A 22,609-nucleotide genomic window follows, 5' to 3' on the forward strand; every position below is an offset into this window, starting at 1 on the left:
CACCGCCTTCCGGGTGCGGCACCGATTACCCGCCCGGCTCGGTGTGTCATGTCACCGTGAGCCCACGGCGGGATCGGCGCGTCCACGCCGCCCTGCTCCCGGGCAATACCTGGGGCCAATTCTCATTATGAGAGAATTTCAGTTCGCTACCCGCCGTGGCTTCGCGGTGGAGTCGTCGCTTGCGGTGGCGAGGACAGTGCCGTTAGGACTGAAAGCCACCAACCAGATTAGGCGTCCATATTCGGTGCAGGCTGCAAAAAGCCAGCCAGTCCCGGCCTCACACACTTTCACAGTGTCGTCACCACCTGCAGTGGCGAGAGTGAGGCCATTCGGGGCTGAACATCAGTGAGTTGACCCACTCTTTGTGCCCGGTGAGGGCGGCACGGAGACGGAGCCTGCCGTAGTCAATGCCCGTCTGGCCTCCGGTGGGGCTTTCTCAGCGAAAGTCACTGCCAAGCATCGTTGAGGACGGGTGCGGCTTGGACGATGGCGCCGATCCGGCTTCGGGCTCATAGTGGCCTGGCCCCAAGGCCTTGGCGCCGTCTGAGAGGGGCGGCGTCTTTTCCCCGGACGAGCAGGCGCTTACCATCCGGTCATCGGCGTGAGTGGCGACAGCCAGGAGACGGGGGTCCGGATCCGACCGGCACACCGATTCGGCGGCGAAGACGCTCCCAGCGGTTCTGCGGCTTTCAGGGGCGACGCCGCAACGCCTTCCGCATTCCCGGCGCCCGGTTCGCCCTGGTGCGTCCCGTTCGATTTCGCTTGAAGAACCTCAGGGAACCCTTTCGCCACGTGGTCTCATACGCCTGGGACGGGAGCCCCGGCGGGTCCCGGTGCCGGGCCGTCGCAGGCCGCGGCTTCGTTCCCGTCGGTGGCTTACCCGTCCCCGACTGCAGGAGAGCTGCGTGCTGAACAGGCTCAGTCCTCCGAGAGCGCCGACCCCGGTTCATACGAGGGAGGAAGAGTCCCCGTGGTGCCGGGGAGGCCGCCGAGCAGTCCGCTCAGGCCGCTCGGCAGGATCGCCGGCAGCGTCTCGCCGGAGGCGGTCGAGGTCTCGTCCGCCGGGTCCGGGGTTCGCCGGGCGTTGGCCGGTGGGCTCACCCGCGGGCTGCCCAGGGCGCCGAACACCGGCTGGCCGGGCTGGACGGCGCCGGCGGGGTCGGCGGCGGGCGGGGCGGTCGGAGCCGCGAGCCGGCCGTTCGGCCGTTGCGCCTGCTGGGCGTCCGGCCGCAGCAGCGGGCCGCCGCACAGCCGGCTGCCGAGGCCGGGGGCGGACAGGCACGCGGCACGCGCCGGGTCCAGGCCGAAGGAGCGGGTGGCCGTGCCGAGGGCCTCGTGGCCGGTCAGGGCCGACAGCAGCGTCTCGGTGGCGGACTTCGGCCAGTCGGTCTCGGCGCGCCGCCCCTGGTCGAGGGTCTGCACCGGGACCGCAACGGCGCCGGGCCGCGGTGCCGCCATAGCGCGCGCCGGCACGGCCGAGCCCGCCATCAGCACGATGGCCGCGGCCACCGGAGCCAGTGCCAAGGCCCGGATCAGATTACTGAAAGATCGATTCACCTTTCCCCCCGAGAATGTGCTTGACCTGGTGTATGCGCCGCGGCCCAAGCGGCACCATCGAGCGGGCACGCTAGTACATCCGCAGGTCAAGCACAACGAATTCGAAGAGGAATTTGTGATCCTCCGGTGAGGAAAGTAAAACGACCGGCCGCCGCGATATTCCGGGTTTTATGGCGGCAAGTCCGGCAGGCAAAAAGCAAAGGCGCCCGGCGCTGCGGCCGGGCGCCCGGTGCGCTCAAGGCCCTTACTCGGTCTCGCCCGCTCCCAGCGCGATGGCCTCGGCGACCTCCTTGCGCCGGGCGGCCAGTTCCCGCTGGTGACGCTCCTCGTCGTAGCGGTCGGCGATCTCCTCGTCCTGCTTCATCAGGGCGGTCAGGTCGGCCTTGGCGTTGTCCAGCACGCCCATGGCCTCATAGGCGTCGCGCACCCGCTGACCCCACAGCCCGATGTCCTTCACGCAGGGCACGATCCGGCTGAACAGCAGCGAGGTGTACAGCGAGTACATGTCGGACCTGTCGACGTACTCCATGCATTCCTTGACCGGCAGGCCGAGGTTCTCGAAAACCTCCCGGCCCTTGAACCGGTCGCGCATGAGGTAGCAGCCCTCGATCACGAACTCCTCGCGCTCGGCGCGCTCCTTGTCGGTGAGTTCGGCGTAGTAGTCCTTAAGGGCCAGCCGGCCGAAGGCCACGTGCCGCGCCTCGTCCTGCATCACGTACGCCAGCAGCTGCTTGACCAGCGGGGTGGTGGCCATGTCGCGGTACAGGCCGAAGGCCGCCAGCGCCAGCCCTTCGATGAGCACCTGCATGCCGAGGTAGGCCAGGTCCCAGCGGCTGTCGTCGAGGGCCTCCTTGAGGAGCTTGGCCAGGTCCTGGTTGATCGGGTAGTACATCCCGATCTTCTCGTGGATGAACTTGGCGTAGGCCTCCACGTGGCGCGCCTCGTCCATGCACTGGGTGGCGGCGTAGAACTTGGAGTCCAGGTCGGGCACGGTCTGCACGATGCGGGCCGAGACGTTCAGCGCGCCCTGCTCGCCGTGCAGGAACTGGCTGAACAGCCAGGAGCCGTTGTGGCGGCCGAACTCCTTGCGCTCGGCCTCGGTCATCTTCTCCCAGATCTCCGAGCCGAACAGCGGGTTGAACTGCTCGGGGAACCCGGCCACGTTGGTCGGGTCCACCTCCTGGTCCCAGTCGATGCGCGACTGGGCGTCCCACTGCTTGTCCTTGCCCTTTTGGTACAGGGCCAGCAACCGGTCCCGGCCGTCGTCGTACTCCCAGGTGAAGCGGACGTCCCCGGCCATGGGGACCTTCCAGATGTCATCGGGGAGTTCGGTGACGTAGTGGTCGAAAGAGCTCATGGGAAGCCTCCTCGGTGAGGCGGGGGGTGGCGCTCCCACCGGCCTTTACAGGTCTTCCTAGCATGTAAAGTGAGCTGCGACCATACTTCGGCGGCCATCACCTCACTGAGTGACCACATGGTCATTTTGGGTGTCGCAGATCACTCCCGCCCGGGCGCCGTCCCGCTCAGGGAGTGTCGATGTGACCGGCCAGGTACCCGTGGATGAGCCGCTTGGCCTCCGCCACCGTGGCCGGGTCGCCGTCGGGGTTGTTGCGGAAGGCCATCTTGAGCACCGCGTCGGCGGCCTCCACCGCGATGGCGATGGCCCGCGCCAGCTCGGGGGTGTCGGGCACGCCGAACGCCTCCACGATCAGCTTCCGCAGCCGCCGGGCCACCACCGAGTTGTTGTCGGCCGTCTCCTCCAGCAGATTGACGTCGGCCACGTCCCCGAAGCGCAGCGTCCGAAAGCCGGGGACGGTGCGGTTCATCTCCACGAAGATGTCGATGATCCCGCCGACCGGGTCGGACCAGTGCTGAAAGTCGCCCTCGGCCAGCAGCCGGGAGACCCGCTCGCCGAACATCTCCAGATTGCGCAGCGCCAGCGCCTGGGCCACCGCCCGCTTGTCGGGGAAGAACTGGTAGACCGAGCCGATCGCCACTTCGGCGCGCTGGGCGATGCGGGTGGTGGACAGGCCGTCATAGCCGACCTCGTCCAGGATCTCGGCGCAGGCGTCGAGCATGCGCTGGACGCGCTCGGCACTGCGGCGCTGGGCGGGACGGCGGCGTAGGGGGGTCGACCGGGTGGGCGTCACGTTCTCATTCTTCCCTGTTACCGGCGGTCTTCGAACCGTTCCGCCCCCCGCCATAAAATGCGAGTTTTCCTCACTTCTTCGGGAGGCCCGATGGCGTTCACGGCCGATTTCCGCTGGGGCGTGGCCACCGCCGCCTACCAGATCGAAGGCGCCGTCACCGAGGACGGCCGGGGCGCGTCGGTCTGGGACACCTTCTGCCACGAGGGCGGCCGCATCGCCGGCGGCCACACCGGCGACGTGGCCTGCGACCACTACCACCGCTGGCCCGAAGACCTGGCGCTCATGGCGGACCTGGGCGTGGACGCCTACCGCTTCTCCATCGCCTGGCCCCGGGTGCAGCCAGGCGGGCGCGGCCCGGCCAACCCCAAGGGCCTGGACTTCTACGAACGGCTGGTGGACGGGCTGCTGGAGCGCGGCATCACCCCCTTCGTCACCCTCTTCCACTGGGACCTGCCGCAGGCCCTGGAGGACGCCGGGGGCTGGCTGTCGCGCGACACCGCCCACCGCTTCGCCGACTACGCCGCGCTGGTGGCCGGCCGGCTCGGCGACCGGGTGGAGCACTGGATCACCCTGAACGAGCCCGTCGTGGTCACCGCCTACGGCTACGCCTTCGGCGTCTACGCCCCCGGCCGCACCCTCCTGCTGGACGCCCTGCCCACCGCCCACCACCAGCTGCTCGGCCACGGCCTGGCGGTCGCCGCGCTGCGCGAGCACGGCCGCCGGCAAAAGATCGGGCTGGCCAACCACTACTCCCCCGCCTGGGCGCAGGATGAGTCCTCCCCGGCCGACCGGCGCGCCGCGCAGATCTTCGACCTGTTCATGAACCGCCTGTTCACCGACCCGGTGCTGCACGGGACGCTGCCCGACCTGTCGGCCCTGGGCGGCCCCGACCCGGCCTCCTACGTCCGCGACGGCGACCTGGCGGCGATCGCCGCGCCGATCGACTTCCTGGGCGTCAACTACTACCAGCCGACCCGGTTGCAGGCCCCGCCCGCCGGCGGCCCGCTGCCGTTCGAGATCGTCCCGATCACCGGGCACCCGGTCACCGGCATGGGCTGGCCCGTCGTCCCGGACGCGCTGCTGTCACTGCTGCGCGACCTGCGCCGCACCCACGGCGACGCCCTGCCGCCGATCCTCATCACCGAGAACGGCTGCTCCTACGACGATGCGCCCGGCCCCGACGGCACCGTGGACGACCCCGAGCGCATCGACTTCCTGCGCGCCCACCTGCAGGCCGTCGAAACCGCCCTGGCCGAGGGCATCGACGTGCGGGGCTACTTCGTCTGGTCGCTGATGGACAACTTCGAATGGTCGGAGGGCTACGGCCCCCGTTTCGGCCTGGTGCACATCGACTACGACACCCAGCGCCGCACCCCCAAGACCTCCTTCGCCTGGTACCGCGACCACATCGCCCGCGCCAGGCGCACCTCTTAGGCCACGTGCACCGTGGTGAGCACGTCCAGCCCGGAGATCGTCAGCACCGGCCGCAGCAGGGACGGCACGATCAGCTCGATGTGCCGGACATGGGCGAACAACGCGGCCAACGCGGCGCTGTCCAGGTAGTGCACCCCCGTCAGGTCGATCACCAGCAGCTCGTCGTCGCCGGCGGCGCGGGCGATCGCCTCGCGGAAGGTCTCCACATTGCTGAAATCGATCTCGCCGGCGACGGCCAGCACCGGGGTGCCGTCGTCCCGCCGGCGAACGGTGAGCTGCAGTGGCGTGGTCATGGGGCGATCCCGATACGCATATCGACGGTGGTTCCGGTAGGGCCGTGCTCGACGGCGACCCGGTGTATCAGCGCGCGGATCAGCGCCAAGCCCCGGCCGTGCCCCTGCCCGCCGCCCTGGTGGGGGAACTGCCAGCGGCTGGAGTCGGCGACCGTCACCTGCAGCTCCTCACCGGTGACGGACGCCGTCAGGCGCACCAGCCGGCCCGGGTGGTCGCCGCGGCCGTGCTCGACGGCGTTGCCGCACGCCTCCCCGGCGGCGGTCAGCACCCGCTGGGTGAGTGCCGGCCCGAGGTTGAAGCCCTCCAGCCAGCGGCGCAGCTCGGCGCGGACGGCGGCCAGCCGCGCCGCGTCCGCGGGGAACGACAGGTGCAGCCCGTGCGGGCGGCGGTACAGCAGCAGGGCCGCGTCGTCGTCATAGCCCTTGCCCTCTGGGATCAGCCGGGTCATGACCTGCTGGGCGAGGTCTTCCAGCGGCAGCCGGCGGTACCGCCGGGCCACCGCGGCGGCCTGGCCGATCCCCACGTCCAGGGAGCGGTCGCGGCGTTCGATCAGCCCGTCGGTGTACAGCAGCAGGGTCGTCTCCGGCGGCAGCAGGTACTCGCCGTCGGGCCTGGGCATGCCCGGCACCACCCCCAGCGGGGTGCCGCGTCCCTCTTCGAGCAGGTCGGTGCGGGCGTCGGCGTGGACGGCGATGCCCGGCAGGTGCCCTGCGCTGCTGTAGGTCAGCCGCCCGGTGTGCGGGTCCAGGACGCCGCAGAACACGGTGGTGCCCACCGCCCCGGGGACCATCTCGGCGAAGCCGTCCATCGCCGCCAGCGTCAGCGCCGGGTCGGCCAGCTGCAGCAGCAGGGCGCGGCAGGCGCTGCGCAGCTGCCCCATGACGGCCGCGGCGGACACGCCCCGTCCCACGCAGTCGCCGACCACGATGCCGATGCGGCCGTCGGGGAAGCCGAACGCGTCGTACCAGTCCCCGCCCACCGGCAGCGGCCGGGCCGCCGGTTCGTAGCGGGCGGAGAACCCGCCGGGAAGCTCGCCGGGGCTGAGGATGGCGCGCTGGAACGCCAGCACGATCTCGCGCTGCTGGCTGACCACCGAGATGTGCTGCAGGGCCTGGCTCAGATATCCGCACAGTGCGATCAGCAGCGGCTGGTCCTCGGAGGTCAGCAGGCGGTGCGGGTCCGGTTCGATCCAGATCACCAGCGGGCCGCCGAAATGCTCCAAGGTGATGCCCACGCCCGCGGGGTCGGCGAAGGAGACCGGGCGCAGCGGCGGGCGGCGGCGCAGGTCCTCGATGGTGGCGCGCACCGGGGCGGGCAGGTCCTCCCAGCCGATCTCCGCCCCGCCGGAGATCACCTGTACCCGGTCGCCTTCGTCCCAGGTGGCCGCGATGATCCGCGCGGGCTCCCACAAGCCGGCCATCTCCTCCAGCGCCGCCCGCAGGGTCTGCGGCAGGGAGTCCGTCCCCGACAGCCGCAGGCTCATGTTGGCCAGGGCCATGTCGCGCTGGGCGGCGGCCCGCTCGGCGGTGATGTCGCGCAGGGTGCCCACGATGCGGCGTTCCCCGGTGCCGGGGGTGAAGACCTCGTTGTAGGCGGTGGCCACCCACACCCGGCGCCCGTCGCGGTGCCGCAGCGGGGTGGTGTGCCTGCCCTTGGCGCGGCGCGTCATCCTGGAGACGAGCTCGGCGGTCCGGCGGTGCGCCTCGGGCTCGGTGTCGGGGTCGGGCCACCAGGGGAACGGCTGCCGGTAGGGCAGTCCCTCGGGGCCGAAGCCGAGCAGGTCGGTGAACGCGTTGTTGATCTCGATGACCTCGCCCTGCTCGTTCATCACGAAGAACGCCTCTTGCAGGGAGTCGAACAGGGCGCTGCGCCAGGCGGCGTGCTGGCGCCGCAGCCGGTGCATCTCCACGTTCGCCCGCACCCTGGCCAGCAGCTCGACCGCCGAGAACGGCTTGACCAGGTAGTCGTCGGCCCCGGCGGCCAGCCCTTCGGCCGAGTGGCGCTCCCCGGCCAGCGCCGACAGCAGCAGCACCGGCACGTCCGCGGTGCGCGGGTCGGCCCGCAGCCGCGACACCAGTTCCAGGCCGCCCATGCCGGGCATCATCACGTCGCTGATGACCAGGTCCGGCGGGTCGGCGCGGGCGGCCCGCAGGGCCTGCTCCCCGTCGGCCACCGTCTTGACCCGGTAGGCGGGGCGCAGCAGCCGCCGCAGGTAGTCGCGCAGGTCGGCGTTGTCGTCGGCGACGAGCACCCGGGCCCGCTCGCCGGCCGACACCGCCTCTCCCACCAGGTGCGGTTCCGCCGGGCCGGAGACGTCCGTCCATTCGTCTTCCCGGTCCCCCGGCAGCCAGCGCAGCGCCTCTTCCACGTACGGGTCGGCGGTGGGCGACACTTCCTCCTCGGTGGAGGGGACCAGCTCGCCTTCGGGCAGGTGCGCATGCCCGAAGGGCAGCCGGATAGTGAAGGTGGTGCCCTTGCCCAGGGTGCTGTCGACGCCGATGGTGCCGCCGTGCAGGTGCACCAGTTCCCGCACCAGCGCCAGCCCTATGCCGCTGCCTTCGATGGAACGGGTCTGCGCCGCCTTGACCCGCTGGAACCGTTCGAACACGCGGGGGAGGTCTTGCTCGGACATGCCGACCCCGGTGTCGGAGACCCGCAGCACCGCCTGCCCGTCCTCGGCGCGCAGCCGGACGGTGATGGAGCCTTCGAAGGTGAACTTCAGGGCGTTGCTGAGCAGGTTGAGGACGATCTTCTCCCACATGCCGCGGTCCACGTACACCGGTTCGGGCAGCGGCGGGCAGTCCACCTCCAGCCGCAGCCCGGCCTTGTCCACGGCGGCCCGGAACACCCCGGCCAGGTCGGCGGTGAAGACGGCCAGGTCGGTCGGCTGGTAGCGGGCCTCCATCCGCCCGGCCTCGATGCGGGCGAAGTCCAGCAGCGTGTCGACCAGCCTGGTCATCCGCAGCGCGCTGTGGCGGATGATCTCCAGGTTCTCGCGCACCCATTGGTCGGCCGGTCCCAGCCTGGACCGCAGCTCCTCCAGCGGCCCCACGATCAAGGTCAGCGGGGTGCGGAACTCGTGGCTGATGTCGGTGAAGAAGACGGTCTTGGCGCGGTTCAGCTCGGCCAGCTCCTCGGCCCGCCGCTGCTGCGCCCGGTAGGTCAGCGCCCGGCTGATCAGCGCGGACGTCTCCTGGCCCAGCAGCCGCAGAAAAGTGCGGTAGCCCTCGTCCAGGGGGCGCCCGGCGCCGGCCGCCAGCACGATCACCCCGGCCGGCCGGCCGTCCTCCCCGCCCGGCAGCGGCAGCACCATCGCCTCCCGGGGCGGCACGGGCCAGCCGCCCGACGGCAGCTCCCCGAACCGCTCGGCCACATCCGCCACGACCACCGGCCGCCCGGTGCGCATCACCTCTTCCAGCGGCCACCCGCCCGGCCCGTCGTCGCGGGGCCGCGGATCGATGCCCGGCGGGCTGGTCGCCACCAACTCCAGCGCGTCGCCGCCGGGCTTGCGGGCATACAGCGCGGCGAACGGCGCGTCCCGTTCCGCCTCGCGCAGCGTCTCAGCGGCCAGCCGGCACGCCTCGGGCACGCTGCGGGGCGTCTCCGTCAGGCTCCCCAGCCGCCGCAGGGCCTCCAGCCGCCGCCTGGCGACGACCTGCTCGGTGGTCTCGTCGCAGACGGTGAACACCCCGGTGACCGCGCCGTTGCCGTGCAGCGGGCTGGTGGAGAAGGTCCAGTACGTCTCCTCCCGGTAGCCCTGCCGGATCACCTCCAGGGGGACGTCCTGGGCGCCGATCGACACCCCGCTCTCCAGCACCTGCCGCATCGACGGCTCGATCAGGGGCCATGCCTCCGCCCACACCTGCTCGCCCGGGCTCCCCAGCGCCGCCGGGTGCTTGCCGCCCAGCAGCGGCCGGTAGGCGTCGTTGTAGATGCACCGCATCTGCGGGCCCCACCACACGACCATCGGGTACTGGGAGTTCAGGCAGATCCGGCAGGCCACGCGCAGTTCCGCCGGCCAGTCCGCCGGGTCCCCCATGCCGACCGCCGCCCAGTCGAACTCGCGCACCAGGCGCACCATCTCGCCGTCTTCGGCGGACGCCTGGCGCACCAGCGCTGCCGCATCCTCGTGCGCGCCATCGCCCATCGGTCCGTCTCCCACCCGGCGGCTCCCCACAGAGTGACACTTCTACCCAAAACGGACACATGTAGTAGTGCCGGTCGGCTCAGCGGGCGGCCGGGCGGCGGTACAGCAGCAACGCCACATCGTCTTCGAAGCCGCCGTCGGGACGCATGACGGCCATCAGCCGCTGGGCGAGCTCCTCCGGCGGGGCGGTGCGGCCCTCGCGGACCACCGCGGCGATCTGCCGGATGCCGGCGTCCAGGGAGCGGTGCCGGCGCTCGATCAGCCCATCGGTGTACAGCAGCACGGTGCCGCCGGGGCAGAGCGCGCAGGTCGTCGTGGACCTGGGCAGCTCCGGCAGCACGCCCAGCGGCAGGTCGCCGCCGCCTTCCAGAAGCTCGGTGCGCCCGTCGGGGTGGACGAAGATCCCCGGGGGGTGGCCGGCGTTGCTGTAGACCAGCCGCCCGGTGCGGGTGTCCAGCACGCCGCAGAACATGGTGGTGCCCATCGCGCCCGGGATCCGGCCGGCGAACCCGTCCATCGCCGTCAGGGTCCGCGCCGGGTTGGCCAGCTGCAGCAGCAGGGCGCGGCAGGCGCTGCGCATCTGCCCCATGACGGCCGCGGCCGACACCCCGTGCCCGACGCAGTCGCCCACCACGATGCCGATGCGGCCGTTGGACAGGTCGACCACGTCGTACCAGTCCCCGCCCACCTGCAGCGGCCGCACCGCCGGCTCGTAGCGGACGGAGAACTCGGTCGGCAGGGCGCCCGGCCCCAAGATGGCGCGCTGGAACGCCAGGATCATCTCCCGCTGCTGGCCGACCAGGGAGATGCGCTGCAGCGACTGGCCGATGTACCCGCACAACGCCACCAGCAGGGACCGGTCCTGGGAGGTGAACGGCAGCACCGGGTCCGGTTCCAGCCAGATCGCCAGCGGGCCGCCGGGGTACTCCAGCGTGATGCCCACCCCGGCGGGCCGGGCGAAGGTGATCGGGCGCAGCACCGGGCGGTTGCGCAGGCCCTCGACGGTGGCCAGCACCTCCCCGGGCGGCTCCGGCAGGTCATCGGGGATGCTGCAGAGCACCTGGGGCCGCCCGGCGGGATCCCAGGTGACCGCCAGCGCCCGCCGGGTCTGCCACAGCCGGGCCAGCTCGCCCAGGGCGATGCGCAGGTTCTCCGGCAGGCTCTTGGCGTCCGACATGCGCAGCCCCAGATTGGCCAACGCGGCGTCGCGCCGGTTGGAGAACCACTCGGCGGTGACGTCCCGCATGGTGCCGACCTTCATGCGGCGGCCGGTGTCGGGGTCCTCGACCTCGTTGAGGGTGATCGCCACCCACAGCCGGTGCCCGTCGCGGTGCGTCACCGGGATGATGCGGCTTCCGCTGCTGGCCCGCACGCTCTCGATGCCCTCCCGGGGGCCGGCGGTGACCGCGTCGGCCCACCACGGCTGCACGGGCCGGTACGGCAGCCCTTCGGGGCCGTAGCCGAGGATGTCGGTGAAAGCGGAGTTGATCTCGGTGACGACGCCGTCTTCGTCCATGACGAAGAACGCCTCTTGCAGGGAGTCGATCAAAGCGGCGCGCCAGCGGGCGTGGTGGTTGCGCAGCCGGGCCAGCTCCACGTTCGCCCGCACCCTGGCCAGCAGCTCGGCGGCCGAGAACGGCTTGACCAGGTAGTCGTCGGCCCCGGCGGCCAGGCCCTCGATGGAGAACTCCCCGGCCAGCGCCGACAGCAGCAGCACCGGCACCCCGGCGGTGCGCGGGTCCGCCCGCAGCGCGCTCACCAGCTGGAAGCCGTTCAGCCGGGGCAGCAGCACCCCGCTGACGATCAGGTCCGGCGGGTCGGCGCGGGCGACCTCCAGGGCCTCCTGCCCGTCGCCGACCGTCTGCACCGCATAGCCCGGCCGCAGCAGCCGCCACAGGTAGCCGCGCAGGTCGGGGTTGTCCTCGGCGATGAGCACCCGGGCCGGCGGGCCGCTGGGACGGCCCACGGAACTGGGCCGGAAAGGCGCGGTCGGTTCCGCGCGGCCGAGCGGGGCCTGCGGTTCGATGTCCTCGGGGACGTCCCCGGACACCCAGTGCAGCGCCTCCGCCACATACGGCTCGGCGAGGCCGGACACGCCCCGGTACTCGCTCTCCGGGGCCAGGGACGCCTGGGGGAGGTGGGCGTGCCCGAAGGGCAGCCGGACGGTGAAGGTGGTGCCCTTGCCCGGCGTGCTGTCGGCGGTGATGGTGCCGCCGTGCAGGCGCACCAGCTCCCGCACCAGCGCCAGCGCGACGCCGTCGCCCTCGATCGAACGCGTCCGGGGGGCCTCGATGCGTTGGAACCGTTCGAACAGCCTGGGCAGGTCCTTTTGCGACACCCCCACCCCGGTATCGCTGACCTGCAGCACCGCCTGCCCGTCCTCGGCGCGCAGCCGGACGGCGATGGAGCCTTCGAAGGTGAACTTCAGGGCGTTGCTGAGCAGGCTCAGCACCACCTTCTCCCACATGCTGCGGTCCACGTACACCGGTTCGGGCAGCGGCGGGCAGTCCACCTCCAGCCGCAGCCCGGCCCGTTCGATCGCGGTGCGCAGCATCCCGGCCAGGTCGGCGGTGAAGACGGCCAGGTCGGTCGGCTGGTAGCGGGCCTCCATCCGCCCGGCCTCGATGCGGGCGTAGTCCAGCAGCGTGTCGACCAGCTTGCTGAGCCGCAGCCCGTTGCGGTGGATGACCTCCAGGTCCTTGCGCACCCACGGCTCGGCGTCCTGCAGCCTGGCCCGCAGCTCCTCCACCGGCCCCATGATCAAGGTCAGCGGGGTGCGGAACTCGTGGCTGATGTCGGACAGGAACACCGTCTTGGCCCGGTCCAGCTCGGCCAGCTCCTCGGCCCGCCGCCGCTGCACCTGGTAGGCCAGCCCCCCGTTGACCAGCCCGGCCGCCTGCCGGGCCACCAGGTCCAAAAAGGCGCGGTATTTGCCGTCCAGGGCGCGTCCGGCACTGGCCGCCAGCACGATCACCCCGACCGGCCCGAAGGCGTGCTCGCCCGGCAGCGGCAGCACCATCGCCTCCCGGGGCGGCACGGGCCAGCCGCCCGACGGCAGCTCCCCGAACCGCTCGGCCACATCCGCCACGACCACCGGCCGCCCGGTGCGCGCCACCTCTTCCACCGGCCACCCGCCCGGCCCGCCGTCGCGGGGCCGCGGATCGGCGCCCGGCGGGCTGGTCGCCACCAGTTCCGGTCCGTCGCCGTCGGGGTCGCGGGCGTACACGGCGGCGAACGGGATGTCCCGCTGTTCCTCCCGCAGCGCCTCGGCGACCAGCTCGCACGCCTCCCGGACGCTCCGGGCCGTCCCCACCTGCGCCCCGAGCCGCTGCAGGACGGCCATCCGGCGTTCGCCGACGACCTGCTCGGTGATGTCGTGGCAGGCGGTGAGCACCCCGCCGACCGCGCCGTCGTCGAACAGCGGGCTGAAGGCGTACGTCCAGTACGTCTCCTCCCGGTAGCCGTGCCGGTTCAGCGGCAGCATCATCCGGTCCAGCCAGGTCGGCTCCGCGCCCTCCAGCACCTCCTGCAGCCTCGGCCCGAGGATGTGCCAGACGTCGCTCCAGACCTGCGCGCCGGGCGCCGCCAGCGCCGGCCTCCGGTCGCCGAGCAGTTCCAGGAAGGCGTCGTTGTACAGGCACCGCAGCTGCGGCCCCCACCACAGGACCGCCGGATGCCGCGAGGTCAGCATGATCCGGCACGCCTCGCGCAGCTGCACCGGCCAGTCCGCCGGGTCCCCCATGCCCACGGCCGGCCAGTCGAGCTCGCGCATCGACCGCGCCATCTCGCTGTCGCCGGGGAACACATGGTCGCGGTCTGTCTTCATATCCGTCCTCCGGGTCCCCGTCGCCGGGCCGGGTGCCGGCCTCATCCCCTCGTTCCGCCGCAGAACGCCCCTACCCACAAGCGGGCCTCCCGCCCCCGCTTGTGCGGGTGAGGCGTCCGCTCGTCCCGCCTGCTTGAGGTGGGACGGAATGCCGGTGCCCTGCCGGGGTACCGGACAGGTTCCGGCGGGCCGCCGTCCGGACGGTCGCAAGGGGGCCTCGGGATGAACGTGATCGCGCTGACCCGCATCGAGCCGGGCATGGTCGAGCTGGTGGGCGGCAAGGCCGCCGGGCTCGGCGGGCTGATCGGGGCCGGGGAGCGGGTGCCCGACGGTTTCTGCGTCACCACTGCCGCCCACGACGCGGCCCTGCGCTCCGGCGGCGAGATGGACGCGGCGCTGCGCGCGGAGATCGCCGCCGCCTACCGGCATCTGGGGGGCGGCGCGGTGGCGGTGCGGTCCAGCGCCACCGCCGAGGACCTGCCCGAGCTGAGCTTCGCCGGGCAGCAGGAGAGCTTCCTGGGCGTGCACGGCGAGGACGAGGTGATCGACGCCGTGCGGCGCTGCTGGGACTCGCTGTGGAGCGAACGCGCGACCGCCTACCGCCGGGCTCACGGCATCGACTCTGAGTCCGTCCGGATGGCGGTGATCGTGCAGCGCATGATCGACCCGAGGGCGGCCGGGGTGCTGTTCACCGCCGACCCGGTGACCGGCAGCCGCAGCCGGATGACCGTGGACGCCGCCCCCGGCCCGGGCGACGCCGTCGCCGCGGGCTCCGTCGTGCCCGACCACTACGTGCTGCAGGAAGGGGTGCCGGCGGCGTCCGGGGGCGGCTGCCTGAACGCGCTGCAACTGGAGGAGCTGCGCGCCACCGGGCGGCGCGTCCAGCGGCTCTTCGGCGCGCCCCAGGACATCGAATGGGCGATCGACGCCGCCGGCACGCTGTGGCTGCTGCAGTCCCGCCCGGTCACCGGGCTGTTCCCGCCGCCGCCGGACACCGGGCGCCCGCCGCCCCGGGTGTACCTCAACTTCAGTCCCGCCCAGGGCATGCACCGGCCGTTCACCCCGATGGGCATGTCGGTGATGCGGATGGCGATCACGGCGTGGTGGAACGCGCTCGGGGCCGGGCGCGGCATCGACCCGATCGACGGGCCGGAAGGCATGGTCGAGGTGGGCGGGCGCCTGTTCGCCGACGTCACCGACTGGGTGCGCGCCGGGGCGACCCGCCGGCTCGTGCTCGCGGTGATGCGGATCCAGGGGCCGCGGGTCGCACAGGCCCTGGAGCTGGTGCTGCAGGACCGGCGGTTCCGCTCGCGCCCCGGCCTGCCGTTCTCCCGGCGCTCCCTGGCGGTGATGCTGTTTCGGACGCTTCCGTCCATGGCCGCCGGGATGGTGCGGACGCTCGCCCACCCCGAGCGGGTGCGGGCCGAGGCGTTCGAGGAGGCCGCGCGGCTGCGGCTGAAGGCACGGTCCCCGGCCGGGCTGACCACGGCGGCCGACCGGCTGCGCTTCGTGGCGCAGGCCCACGCGTCGTTCCTGGACCGCGCCATGGTGAACGCCATGCTCTGGCCGGTCTACACCGGCGTCATGGCCGCGGACCTGCCGGTGGCGCTGCTGCGGGACGTCGCCTCCCCGGCGGAGGTGAAGACGGTGCTGGGCGGCATGCCGCACAACGTCACCACCGAGATGGACCTGCGGCTGTGGCGCCTGGCCCGGGAGGCGGGCGAGCACCGCGACCTGCTGACCGGCACCCCGCCCTCGGAGCTGGCCACCCGGTACCGCCAGGGCAGGCTGCCGGAGATCGGGCTGGAGGACTTCCTCGCCGACTATGGGCACCGCGCCGCCGCCGAGGTCGATGTCGGCATGCCCCGCTGGTCGGAGGACCCCGCCCCGGTCTTCACCGCGATCGCCAACTACCTGCAGGTCACCGACCCCGAGCAGGCTCCCGACCGGCATTTTGCCGCCTCCGCCCGCCGGGCCGAGGAAACGCTCGGCGAACTGGTCCGCCGCGCCCGCCCGCTCCGCGGCCGCCTGGCCGGTTTCCTGCTGCGCCGCGCCCGGGCGGTCGGCGGGCTGCGGGAACTGCCCAAGTCGGTGTGGGCCCTCCTGCTGCAGGAGATCCGCCGCCAGCTTCTGCTGGCCGGTCTGGAACTGGCCGAGCGCGGCCTGCTGGAACACCCCGACGACATCATGTTCCTGTACTTCCGGGAGGCCCAGGCGGCCGTGGCCGGCGCCGACCTGAAGGCTCTGGTCGCCGAACGCCGCGCGACGTACGAGCGGGAGCTGCGCCGCCGCCGCGTCCCCAACGTCCTGCTATGGGACGGCACCGACATGGAGACGCTGCTGCCGCCCATCGCCGAGGACGGGGCGCTCACCGGCATGCCCGGCTCGGCGGGCACCGTCACCGCCTCCGCCCGGGTGGTCTTCGACCCCTCCCAGGCCCGCCTGGAACCCGGCGAGATCCTGGTCGCCCCGTCCACCGATCCCGGCTGGACCCCGCTGTTCATGACGGCCGGCGGCCTGGTCACCGAGACCGGCGGCCCCAACGCCCACGGCCCCACCGTGGCCCGCGAGTACGGCATCCCCGCCGTGATCGGCGTCCCCGACGCCACTCACCGCATCCGCACCGGCCAGCGCCTCACCGTGGACGGCGCCACCGGCACCGTCCTCCTCACCGACCCGCCGGATTGACGGCCCGTCCGGGCATCGGCGCCGAGCCGCCGGGGGTACTTCGCAGTCGGGGTAATGCAGTGGCCTGGGTGTCGCGGACGCGGATACCGCCGGGGCCGCGTTCTCAGGGTCTGAAGGCCACGTGGTGAAAGCTCATCGTGTCCGACTGCCGTGGAAGTGGACCGGCTCGCTCGGCGCGCCCTCCGGCATGGTTTGAGAAACCGGAGCTCCTCTTAAAGGGTGGGCTGCCGGTGCAAAGGTCATGGGACAGGGCACGTTCCCGGCGCTTCGGCCAGAAGGGTCCTGCATACCGGTGGCCGCCCTTGTCGCGTCAGCCGGGACGCAAGCCCAAAAGGCGGATGGGCGTCCGCCCCTACCCGTTGTTTGCGGACGGGCGTTCGGACAGCTCTCCCAGCAGGACGAGCAGCCAGATGCCCGTGGCCACGCCGGCCATGAAGACTCCGGCGGCGCCGATGATGGACGTCATGCGATACCCCTTTCTGCGAACGGCAGTGATCCCGGCCCTCACGGGCTGACCTTCTGCCACCGAACAGAATTCAGACGTTGAGCGAGGCGCAGACCCACTTGCCGGGATTCGTCCGCTCCACCCAGCATTCGCGGGCCAGCGCCGCCACGATTCCCAGGCCCCAGCCTCCGTTGCGGTCGAAGTTCTCCGGCCGCAGATCCAGCTCTTCCAGGCTCATTTGCGGCGCCGGCCGCCGCCTGGGCATCCGCTGGTCGGCGTCCCAGACCGCCACCACCAGCCCCCGGGGCCGCAACCCCGCGAAAACACGAATAATGCTCGCTTCCGACGACACCGCTATGGCGTTGTTGACCAGTTCCCCTACAATCAGACACCCGTCCTCAACGGCTTCCGCGAACCCCAGTTCCAGCAGGACGCTCTTCACCCCCGATCTCGCCAGCCCGGCCGCGGCCTTGGTCGCCGGCATCTCCCGGCTATAGACCCTCTCCTTGACGGCCATCACCACACTTCCTCCTGCCTTCTGTGAACGCCGACACAGAATGAACCGGGCGCAGGCAACTTCGCCATAGATACAAGGAAACTGGAGACAAGATCGCGAAAAGGAGGCGCCGAATGCCGCTCCGGGAGAGACTGGACCCAAGATCGTCCCTATGGGATCTCCTGGCCTCTCACCTGCACTTTCTTCGGGTGAAGCACGGGCTTTCGTGCGCCGCGGTGGGGGAGCTGGTCAACGCCTCCCGGCAGACTGTCTCCCACTGGGAGTCCGGCCTTCGCAAGCCGCACGAGTGGCAGGTCAAGATCCTCGACAAAAAGCACGAGACGGGCACACTTCTGGAATACCTCCTGTACCACGCAAAACGGGAACACAACCCTTCCTGGTTCGCCGACAGCGTGGAATACGAGGGCCGCGCCACGGAGATCCGCATCGCAGAGCTGTCCTGGATCCACGGCCTGTTCCAGACCGAGGCTTACGCCCGCGCCGTCTTCAGGGAGGCCGACTTCCGTGAAATCGATCATCTGGTCGAGACCCGAATGAAGCGGCGGCAGGTCCTCGACCGCGAAGATCCACCCCTGATATGGCTTCTCCTTGATCAGGGAGCCCTCGAACAGCCGGTCGGCGGTAGCTCGGTGATGTACGAGCAGCTCTCCCACCTGCTGGAACTGGCAGAACGTCCCAACATAACGATCCGGATCGTCCCTCGAAGCGCAGGTGGACACCCTGGCCGCAATGGTTCATTCAAGATCATGACCGTAGACCGCGAGGACCGGGTTTACATCGAAGCCAGTGAAGGAGGACGATTGGTTCAGGACCACTCAGAGGTACGATCGTTCCGAGTGCGATTCGAACGCATCGGAGATCGGGCGCTCCCTGTAGACGCCTCAATCACCCTGATCAAGGAAGTGATGGAGAGGTTCAAATGATCCACTGGCGCAAGAGCAGCCACAGCGGCTCCAACAACGGCGGAATGAGCGACTGCGTCGAGGTCGCCAACATCCCCAGCGGCATCGCCATCCGAGACAGCAAAAACCCCCACGCCGGACACCTCACCCTCACACCCGGCGCCTTCGCCAGCCTCCTCACCCACCTCAAGCACAACTCTCGGAAGGCCTGAAGCGGTCATGCCCCGGTGGCGCAAGTCCAGCCACAGCAGCGGTGCCGCGAACAGTGACTGCGTGGAGGTCGCCGACCTCTCTGGAACCGTCGCCATTCGAGACAGCAAGAACCCCCACACCGGACACCTGACCCTCACACCCGGCGCCTTCGCCAGCCTCCTCACCCGCCTCAAGCACAACAACCCGGACATCTAAGGGGACGCACATGGCCCAGTGGCGCAAATCCAGTTACAGCGGTGCAAACAATGGCGGAATGAGCGACTGCGTCGAGGTCGCCAACATCCCCAGCGGCATCGCCATTCGAGACAGCAAGAACCCCCACACCGGACACCTGACCCTCACACCCGGCGTCTTCGCCGACCTCCTCGCCCGCCTCAAGCACAACGGCCCGAACGCCTGAGGAGGCGACATGACCCAGTGGCGCAAGTCCAGCCACAGCGGCACGAACAATGGCGGAATGAGCGACTGCGTCGAGGTCGCCAGCCTCCCCGGAGCCATCGCCGTCCGAGACAGCAAGAACCCCCACGCCGAACACCTCACCCTCACACCCGGCGTCTTCGCCGACCTCCTCGCCCGCCTCAAGCGCGACGGCTGAGCGTTCGAGCACAACGGTTCCCCAGCCCCGGCTCTGCCGGGGCTTCGTGCCGTCCAGGGCCGGCTCGGAACCTCGTCCGTTCGCCGCCCTGGAGACCTGCGCCGGGCGTCAGCGGCCGGTCATCCCGCGCGCCGTGACTCCGCCGGTCCGGAAGCCCGCTCACGCGTGGCGTCCCCCGTCCGGCTCGCCGGTCACAGCCCGAAGCCGCGACCGGACGGCAGGAGCGCCGCTGTACCCGACCGTTCCGGTGCCGCCGGGCGATGAGCCGGTGGCCGAGGCGTGGGCGAGTCGCCTGCCACCGTTGCCAGCGGAACCGCCCCCGGTCAACGGCATGCGAGCCGCTGCCTGCCGTACGCCTGCGGCCTTCCACAGGCCACGCCGGAACCCGGTCTCGAGCCCTCCACAGCCTGTGGATTCTCGGCGCCGAACAGAACGCCCCCCGGCCATGCAGAGCTTCGTGTCGTCAGGGCGATGAGTTCCGGCTGCAAGGCCGGTCCACCCGTCTGCGGGGATGAACTGGAAGGAGATCCGATGAACCGTGACTCGGCGCCGTGCGGACGGCGGGTGTTCGCGTTCCTGTTCTGCTCTCTGGACGGCTATCACGAAGGTCCGGACGGGGAGCTGGGGTGGGCGCCGCACGATGAGGAGTTCCTCGAATGGAACGTGCGCCAGACCCGGGAAGTGGGCGCCCTGCTGCTGGGCCGGCGCACCTACGAGCACTTCGCCGAGGCGTGGACCTCGTCCGATGCGGTGGAGCGGCTGCCTGAGATCGCGGCCTTCATGAACGCCGTGCCCAAGACCGTGGTGACGCGCAGCGGCCGGGTCACGCCCTGGGGGAACACCCGCGTCATCGACGGCAGTGACCTGAACGCCGAAGTCACCCGGCTGCGGACCGAATCCGCCGGTGACATCGCGGTCTTCGGCAGCTCGGCGCTCACCGTGACCCTCCTGGAGCAGGGGCTGGTGGACGAGCTGCGAGTCCTGCTGCGCCCGGTGCTGCTGGGGCGCGGCCGGAGCCTGTACGGCGGCCTGAAGGAACACATCGACCTGACGCCCGGGGCGGTGACCGTGTTCCGTTCGGGCAACGTCCTCCTGCGGTACCGGCCGTCCGGCCGGTGAAAGGGCTCCGTCCGGTCGGCTTCACCGGGTCGGCGCCGGGCGCTTCCAGCGCGTGGCCCACGGACGATCCGCCTCCCGGGAACAGGCCGTACGGCATCGGGTCGCCCGGGGCCGCGGCGGAAGAGTCTTGAATCCGCGCCGGGCGGCCGCTGCGAAGGCCTCAATGCGTGACGGTGAGCACCAGGGAGGCGACGGCCAAGGCCAGGTAGGCGGCCGGGAACGCGATGTTGTGGAAGACGCGGGCCCGCAAGTGAACGGCGATCGCGCCGACGAAGAAGACCACCAGGCCGCTCGCCGCGGCGGTGGCGATGAGGTCGAAGCCGAGCAGGCCGAGGGCCAGGCCGGTGGCGCCGGCGGCCTTGCAGGCCGCCAGGAACGGCAGGAAGCGGGGCGGCAGGCCGACTTCGGCCGAGTTGGCCAGGACGAAGCGGGCCTTGGCCAGGTCGGCGATGGCGATCGCGATGTTGGCCGCGATCGTGATGACGGTGACGATGAGGTACGCGATGGTCATGGGCCGTCAGTCCTCGATGTGCAGGCGGGCCAGGCGGTGGGGGTCGGCCACGACGTCGTAGTGGACGATGCGACCGCCGGTGACGCGGAAGATCAGCGCGGTGCGCGGTCGCCCGTCCGCCCAGATCGCGATCCCGGGGCGTCCGTCGATGGTGGCCAGGCGTGCCCGCCGGGCGTTGTCCCGGAGCGCGCGGGTCTCGGCGACCACGGTCCGCACCCCGCGCACCCGCTGCGCGGCGCCGGGGGGAAGGGCCTGCGGGTCGGCCGTCCTGGTCACATCGGGATGCAGCACCGCGATGAGACCGTCGATGTCGCCCTCCTGGGCGGCCTTCAGGAAGGCGCCCACCACCCGGCGGGCCTCGCGCGGATCGGCGTCCGGCCGGGGATCGGCGGCCCGGCGCAGGCGTCCCCGGGCGCGGCTGCCCAGCTTCTTGGCCGACCCCGGGGTGGTGCCCAGGATGCGGGCGATCTCCTCGAAGGGCATGCCGAAGACGTCATGGAGGACGAAGGCGACCCGCTGCGGCGGGGTCAGCTCGTCCAGCACGACCGTGACGGCCTCGGTCAGCTCCCCGGCCAGGAGCGCGACCTCCTGCGGATCGCCGCCCGCGGCGACCGGAGGCAGATCCTCGGGCCGCCGCGGAAGCTCACGCGACCGGCGCAGCAGGTCCAGGCACAGCCGCGTCACCACGGTCGTCAGCCACGCCTGCGCGTTGCGGATGCCCGTGGCGTCGGCGCGGACGTACCTGGTCCACGCCTCCTGCACGACGTCCTGCGCGTCGGCCTCCGATCCGAGGATGCGGAACGCCACGGCGAGCAGGTGCGGCCGCTCCCGGGCGAAGACCTCCGCCTGCTCCAGGGCACCGTCCATGCGGCACGCCCTCCCGCCGGCCCCGCCGTTCACAGCCCGAAGCCGTACTCGCCGACGCATTCCACAACCTGTGGACGGGGATACCCGCCCTCGACGCACTCGGCGATGACCTCCGGCAACCGCCGCGCCGCCTCGATGCCCATCAGCGGATTACGGTCTTCCTCCGCCAGCTCGATCAGCGCGAGAAACCGCCGCCCTCCCGGCACCCGCCAGTACGCCAGCCGCACCCCGTCCGGCCGTTCCTTCTCCAGCGCCGCAAACGCCGCGGCCACCGCCCGCTCGACCCGGCCGGCCCCTTCCTCCGAGACCGCCTCGAACTCGATCACCCGCTGCACGCCCATCGTCTCCTCCCCTCGTCCGCGGCATGTCCGCCCACCAGACGTCCCAGCGGCCCCGAAGGTGACCCGTCCCGCAGTCGAGCCCTCACCGCAAACGCCCCGCCAGGACGAGACGATTCGTGGTGTCGTGGGACTCATGCTGTACGGGACGCCGCATCTCGATGACGCAGATCGTTCAGTGCTCGAAGAGATCGAGCAGATACGTGACGAGCTCCGCCTGCGTCTTCAAGCCCAGATGCGGCAGGCCGGGCAGTTGCGCAGACACCTGACCGCCAGAGCCATCGCAGGGTCGAACACCATTGAGGGCTACGCCGCGTCCGTCGACGACGTAGAAGCTCTCATGGCGGGCGAGCAGCCGCTGGAAACCGATGAGGCCACCCGCCGGGAGGTGGAGGGCTACCAGCGAGCCATGACCTACATCCAGGCCCTGTCCGATGCCGGTGATGAGTTCCGCTACGAACTGGGCCTGCTCAACAGCCTGCACTACATGATGCAGGAGCATCACCCCGACAAGCGCCCGGGCCGGCTCCGGCAGCGGCCGGTCTACATCACCAGCCCTGACGATCCCATGGTGCCGGTCTACACCGGGCCTGACCCGGAGCTGGTCGCTGAGCTCATGGAAGAGTTCATCGACTGGCTCAACGAGGGAGACCTCGACGCCCCGGTGCACATCCGGGCGTCCATGGCCCACCTGAACCTCGTCAAGATCCACCCTTGGGCGGACGGCAACGGCCGGATGTCGCGGGCGCTATCGACACTGGTGTTCTCCCGGGAAGCGCTGATGCCGCCGGAGTTCTCCTCGATCGAGGAGTGGCTCGGACGCGGGCAGAACACCTACGCCTACTACCAGGTCCTCGAAGAGGTCGGTGGTCCGCGCTGGAGCCCGCACGACGACACCCGTCCCTGGATCAAGTTCTGCCTGCGCGCCCACCACATCCAGGCGCAGCAGGCCAAACGACGCGTCGATCTGCTCGGCCGGGCCTGGATCGCGCTGGCCGAAGCCGTC

The 22,609-nt window shown here is 71.3% G+C and carries 20 protein-coding genes; 9 read left to right on the forward strand and 11 right to left on the reverse strand.

Going from position 1 to position 22,609, the window contains the following annotated elements; genetic code table 11:
- Nucleotides 1-138 precede the first annotated feature (138 nt).
- The 4 genes from BUE48_RS24560 to BUE48_RS23715 form a co-directional block, all read right to left on the reverse strand.
- The gene (locus BUE48_RS24560) at nucleotides 139-291 is read right to left on the reverse strand and encodes a WD40 repeat domain-containing protein (RefSeq protein WP_353745310.1); all 153 of its coding nucleotides are present in this window, start codon (nucleotides 289-291) and stop codon (nucleotides 139-141) included.
- Nucleotides 292-918: 627 nt separating this feature from the next.
- Entirely contained in the window at nucleotides 919-1,524 is a 606-nt protein-coding gene (locus BUE48_RS23705) for a hypothetical protein (protein ID WP_041440335.1), read from the reverse strand.
- A 277-nt stretch (nucleotides 1,525-1,801) separates the two neighbouring features.
- Nucleotides 1,802-2,914, reverse strand: coding sequence for a ferritin-like domain-containing protein (locus BUE48_RS23710; RefSeq protein ID WP_012855071.1), 1,113 nt, complete (start codon nucleotides 2,912-2,914; stop codon nucleotides 1,802-1,804).
- 166 nt (nucleotides 2,915-3,080) lie between these two features.
- On the reverse strand, nucleotides 3,081-3,635 hold the full coding sequence (locus BUE48_RS23715; protein WP_012855072.1) for a TetR/AcrR family transcriptional regulator: 555 nt from the start codon (nucleotides 3,633-3,635) through the stop codon (nucleotides 3,081-3,083).
- Between the two features lie 162 nt (nucleotides 3,636-3,797).
- Here BUE48_RS23715 and BUE48_RS23720 point away from each other — a divergent pair, with 162 nt between their 5' ends.
- Nucleotides 3,798-5,141: a GH1 family beta-glucosidase gene (locus BUE48_RS23720; protein ID WP_286991077.1), complete on the forward strand. Its 1,344-nt coding sequence runs from the start codon at nucleotides 3,798-3,800 to the stop codon at nucleotides 5,139-5,141.
- On the opposite strand, the gene BUE48_RS23725 is transcribed toward BUE48_RS23720, so the two are convergent.
- From BUE48_RS23725 to BUE48_RS23735, 3 genes are all read right to left on the reverse strand, one after another.
- Nucleotides 5,138-5,434 carry an STAS domain-containing protein gene (locus tag BUE48_RS23725; protein ID WP_012855074.1) on the reverse strand — a complete coding sequence of 99 codons (297 nt, stop codon included), beginning with the start codon at nucleotides 5,432-5,434 and terminating at the stop codon, nucleotides 5,138-5,140. The two genes, BUE48_RS23720 and BUE48_RS23725, sit on opposite strands and share 4 nt — an antisense overlap.
- A complete protein-coding gene (locus tag BUE48_RS23730; RefSeq protein WP_286991078.1) occupies nucleotides 5,431-9,582 on the reverse strand; it encodes a SpoIIE family protein phosphatase in 4,152 nt (1,383 codons plus the stop codon). Before BUE48_RS23730 ends, BUE48_RS23725 begins: the two co-directional genes overlap by 4 nt.
- A gap of 79 nt (nucleotides 9,583-9,661) precedes the next feature.
- Nucleotides 9,662-13,408, reverse strand: coding sequence for a SpoIIE family protein phosphatase (locus BUE48_RS23735; RefSeq protein WP_286991079.1), 3,747 nt, complete (start codon nucleotides 13,406-13,408; stop codon nucleotides 9,662-9,664).
- Nucleotides 13,409-13,630: 222 nt separating this feature from the next.
- Here BUE48_RS23735 and BUE48_RS23740 point away from each other — a divergent pair, with 222 nt between their 5' ends.
- Nucleotides 13,631-16,096 carry a PEP/pyruvate-binding domain-containing protein gene (locus tag BUE48_RS23740; protein WP_286991080.1) on the forward strand — a complete coding sequence of 822 codons (2,466 nt, stop codon included), beginning with the start codon at nucleotides 13,631-13,633 and terminating at the stop codon, nucleotides 16,094-16,096.
- Nucleotides 16,097-16,632: 536 nt separating this feature from the next.
- On the opposite strand, the gene BUE48_RS23745 is transcribed toward BUE48_RS23740, so the two are convergent.
- A complete protein-coding gene (locus BUE48_RS23745; protein WP_012855079.1) occupies nucleotides 16,633-17,058 on the reverse strand; it encodes an ATP-binding protein in 426 nt (141 codons plus the stop codon).
- 113 nt (nucleotides 17,059-17,171) lie between these two features.
- On the opposite strand from BUE48_RS23745, the gene BUE48_RS23750 reads away from it, so the two are divergent.
- The 6 genes from BUE48_RS23750 (at nucleotide 17,172) to BUE48_RS23775 (ending at nucleotide 19,887) form a co-directional block, all read left to right on the forward strand.
- Nucleotides 17,172-17,981 (forward strand): helix-turn-helix domain-containing protein, encoded by an 810-nt coding sequence (locus BUE48_RS23750; protein ID WP_286991081.1) that lies wholly within the window; start codon nucleotides 17,172-17,174, stop codon nucleotides 17,979-17,981.
- Nucleotides 17,978-18,172, forward strand: a complete 195-nt coding sequence (locus BUE48_RS23755) for a DUF397 domain-containing protein (RefSeq protein ID WP_286991082.1) — start codon at nucleotides 17,978-17,980, stop codon at nucleotides 18,170-18,172. The genes BUE48_RS23750 and BUE48_RS23755 overlap by 4 nt, the downstream gene beginning before the upstream one ends.
- Nucleotides 18,173-18,179: 7 nt before the next feature.
- Nucleotides 18,180-18,368, forward strand: coding sequence for a DUF397 domain-containing protein (locus BUE48_RS23760; RefSeq protein WP_286991083.1), 189 nt, complete (start codon nucleotides 18,180-18,182; stop codon nucleotides 18,366-18,368).
- A 10-nt stretch (nucleotides 18,369-18,378) separates the two neighbouring features.
- On the forward strand, nucleotides 18,379-18,573 hold the full coding sequence (locus tag BUE48_RS23765; protein ID WP_286991084.1) for a DUF397 domain-containing protein: 195 nt from the start codon (nucleotides 18,379-18,381) through the stop codon (nucleotides 18,571-18,573).
- A 9-nt stretch (nucleotides 18,574-18,582) separates the two neighbouring features.
- Entirely contained in the window at nucleotides 18,583-18,768 is a 186-nt protein-coding gene (locus tag BUE48_RS23770) for a DUF397 domain-containing protein (protein ID WP_286991085.1), read from the forward strand.
- Nucleotides 18,769-19,299: 531 nt separating this feature from the next.
- Entirely contained in the window at nucleotides 19,300-19,887 is a 588-nt protein-coding gene (locus BUE48_RS23775; protein ID WP_286991086.1) for a dihydrofolate reductase family protein, read from the forward strand.
- Nucleotides 19,888-20,047: 160 nt separating this feature from the next.
- Here BUE48_RS23775 and BUE48_RS23780 read toward each other — a convergent pair whose 3' ends face one another.
- From BUE48_RS23780 to BUE48_RS23790, 3 genes are read right to left on the reverse strand one after another with little or no spacing between them, the layout of a single operon-like run.
- Complete coding sequence (locus tag BUE48_RS23780; protein WP_012855085.1) at nucleotides 20,048-20,398, reverse strand: DoxX family protein; 351 nt, start codon at nucleotides 20,396-20,398, stop codon at nucleotides 20,048-20,050.
- Nucleotides 20,399-20,404: 6 nt separating this feature from the next.
- Complete coding sequence (locus BUE48_RS23785; protein ID WP_286991087.1) at nucleotides 20,405-21,265, reverse strand: sigma-70 family RNA polymerase sigma factor; 861 nt, start codon at nucleotides 21,263-21,265, stop codon at nucleotides 20,405-20,407.
- A gap of 29 nt (nucleotides 21,266-21,294) precedes the next feature.
- Complete coding sequence (locus BUE48_RS23790) at nucleotides 21,295-21,606, reverse strand: hypothetical protein (RefSeq protein WP_012855087.1); 312 nt, start codon at nucleotides 21,604-21,606, stop codon at nucleotides 21,295-21,297.
- A gap of 133 nt (nucleotides 21,607-21,739) precedes the next feature.
- Between BUE48_RS23790 and BUE48_RS23795 the strand changes: the two genes are divergently transcribed.
- Nucleotides 21,740-22,609, forward strand: an 870-nt coding sequence (locus tag BUE48_RS23795) for a Fic family protein (protein ID WP_286991088.1), incomplete at its 3' end; no start/stop codon positions are given.

Origin of the sequence: Thermomonospora sp. CIF 1, from assembly GCF_001896795.1 — a bacterium.
Classification (GTDB): Bacteria; Actinomycetota; Actinomycetes; order Streptosporangiales; family Streptosporangiaceae; genus Thermomonospora; species Thermomonospora curvata.

Bases quoted from the DNA above. Each gene is read 5' to 3' on its own strand.
- BUE48_RS23770 (WP_286991085.1), top strand. From the start codon at position 18,583: ATGACCCAGTGGCGCAAGTCCAGCCACAGCGGCACGAACAATGGCGGA.
- BUE48_RS23790 (WP_012855087.1), bottom strand. From the start codon at position 21,606: ATGGGCGTGCAGCGGGTGATCGAGTTCGAGGCGGTCTCGGAGGAAGGG.
- BUE48_RS23725 (WP_012855074.1), bottom strand. From the start codon at position 5,434: ATGACCACGCCACTGCAGCTCACCGTTCGCCGGCGGGACGACGGCACC.
- BUE48_RS23760 (WP_286991083.1), top strand. From the start codon at position 18,180: ATGCCCCGGTGGCGCAAGTCCAGCCACAGCAGCGGTGCCGCGAACAGT.
- BUE48_RS23735 (WP_286991079.1), bottom strand. From the start codon at position 13,408: ATGAAGACAGACCGCGACCATGTGTTCCCCGGCGACAGCGAGATGGCG.
- BUE48_RS23775 (WP_286991086.1), top strand. From the start codon at position 19,300: ATGAACCGTGACTCGGCGCCGTGCGGACGGCGGGTGTTCGCGTTCCTG.
- BUE48_RS23755 (WP_286991082.1), top strand. From the start codon at position 17,978: ATGATCCACTGGCGCAAGAGCAGCCACAGCGGCTCCAACAACGGCGGA.
- BUE48_RS23745 (WP_012855079.1), bottom strand. From the start codon at position 17,058: ATGGCCGTCAAGGAGAGGGTCTATAGCCGGGAGATGCCGGCGACCAAG.
- BUE48_RS23720 (WP_286991077.1), top strand. From the start codon at position 3,798: ATGGCGTTCACGGCCGATTTCCGCTGGGGCGTGGCCACCGCCGCCTAC.
- BUE48_RS23710 (WP_012855071.1), bottom strand. From the start codon at position 2,914: ATGAGCTCTTTCGACCACTACGTCACCGAACTCCCCGATGACATCTGG.
- BUE48_RS23715 (WP_012855072.1), bottom strand. From the start codon at position 3,635: ATGCTCGACGCCTGCGCCGAGATCCTGGACGAGGTCGGCTATGACGGC.
- BUE48_RS23765 (WP_286991084.1), top strand. From the start codon at position 18,379: ATGGCCCAGTGGCGCAAATCCAGTTACAGCGGTGCAAACAATGGCGGA.
- BUE48_RS23780 (WP_012855085.1), bottom strand. From the start codon at position 20,398: ATGACCATCGCGTACCTCATCGTCACCGTCATCACGATCGCGGCCAAC.
- BUE48_RS23750 (WP_286991081.1), top strand. From the start codon at position 17,172: ATGCCGCTCCGGGAGAGACTGGACCCAAGATCGTCCCTATGGGATCTC.
- BUE48_RS23785 (WP_286991087.1), bottom strand. From the start codon at position 21,265: ATGGACGGTGCCCTGGAGCAGGCGGAGGTCTTCGCCCGGGAGCGGCCG.
- BUE48_RS23740 (WP_286991080.1), top strand. From the start codon at position 13,631: ATGAACGTGATCGCGCTGACCCGCATCGAGCCGGGCATGGTCGAGCTG.
- BUE48_RS23730 (WP_286991078.1), bottom strand. From the start codon at position 9,582: ATGGGCGATGGCGCGCACGAGGATGCGGCAGCGCTGGTGCGCCAGGCG.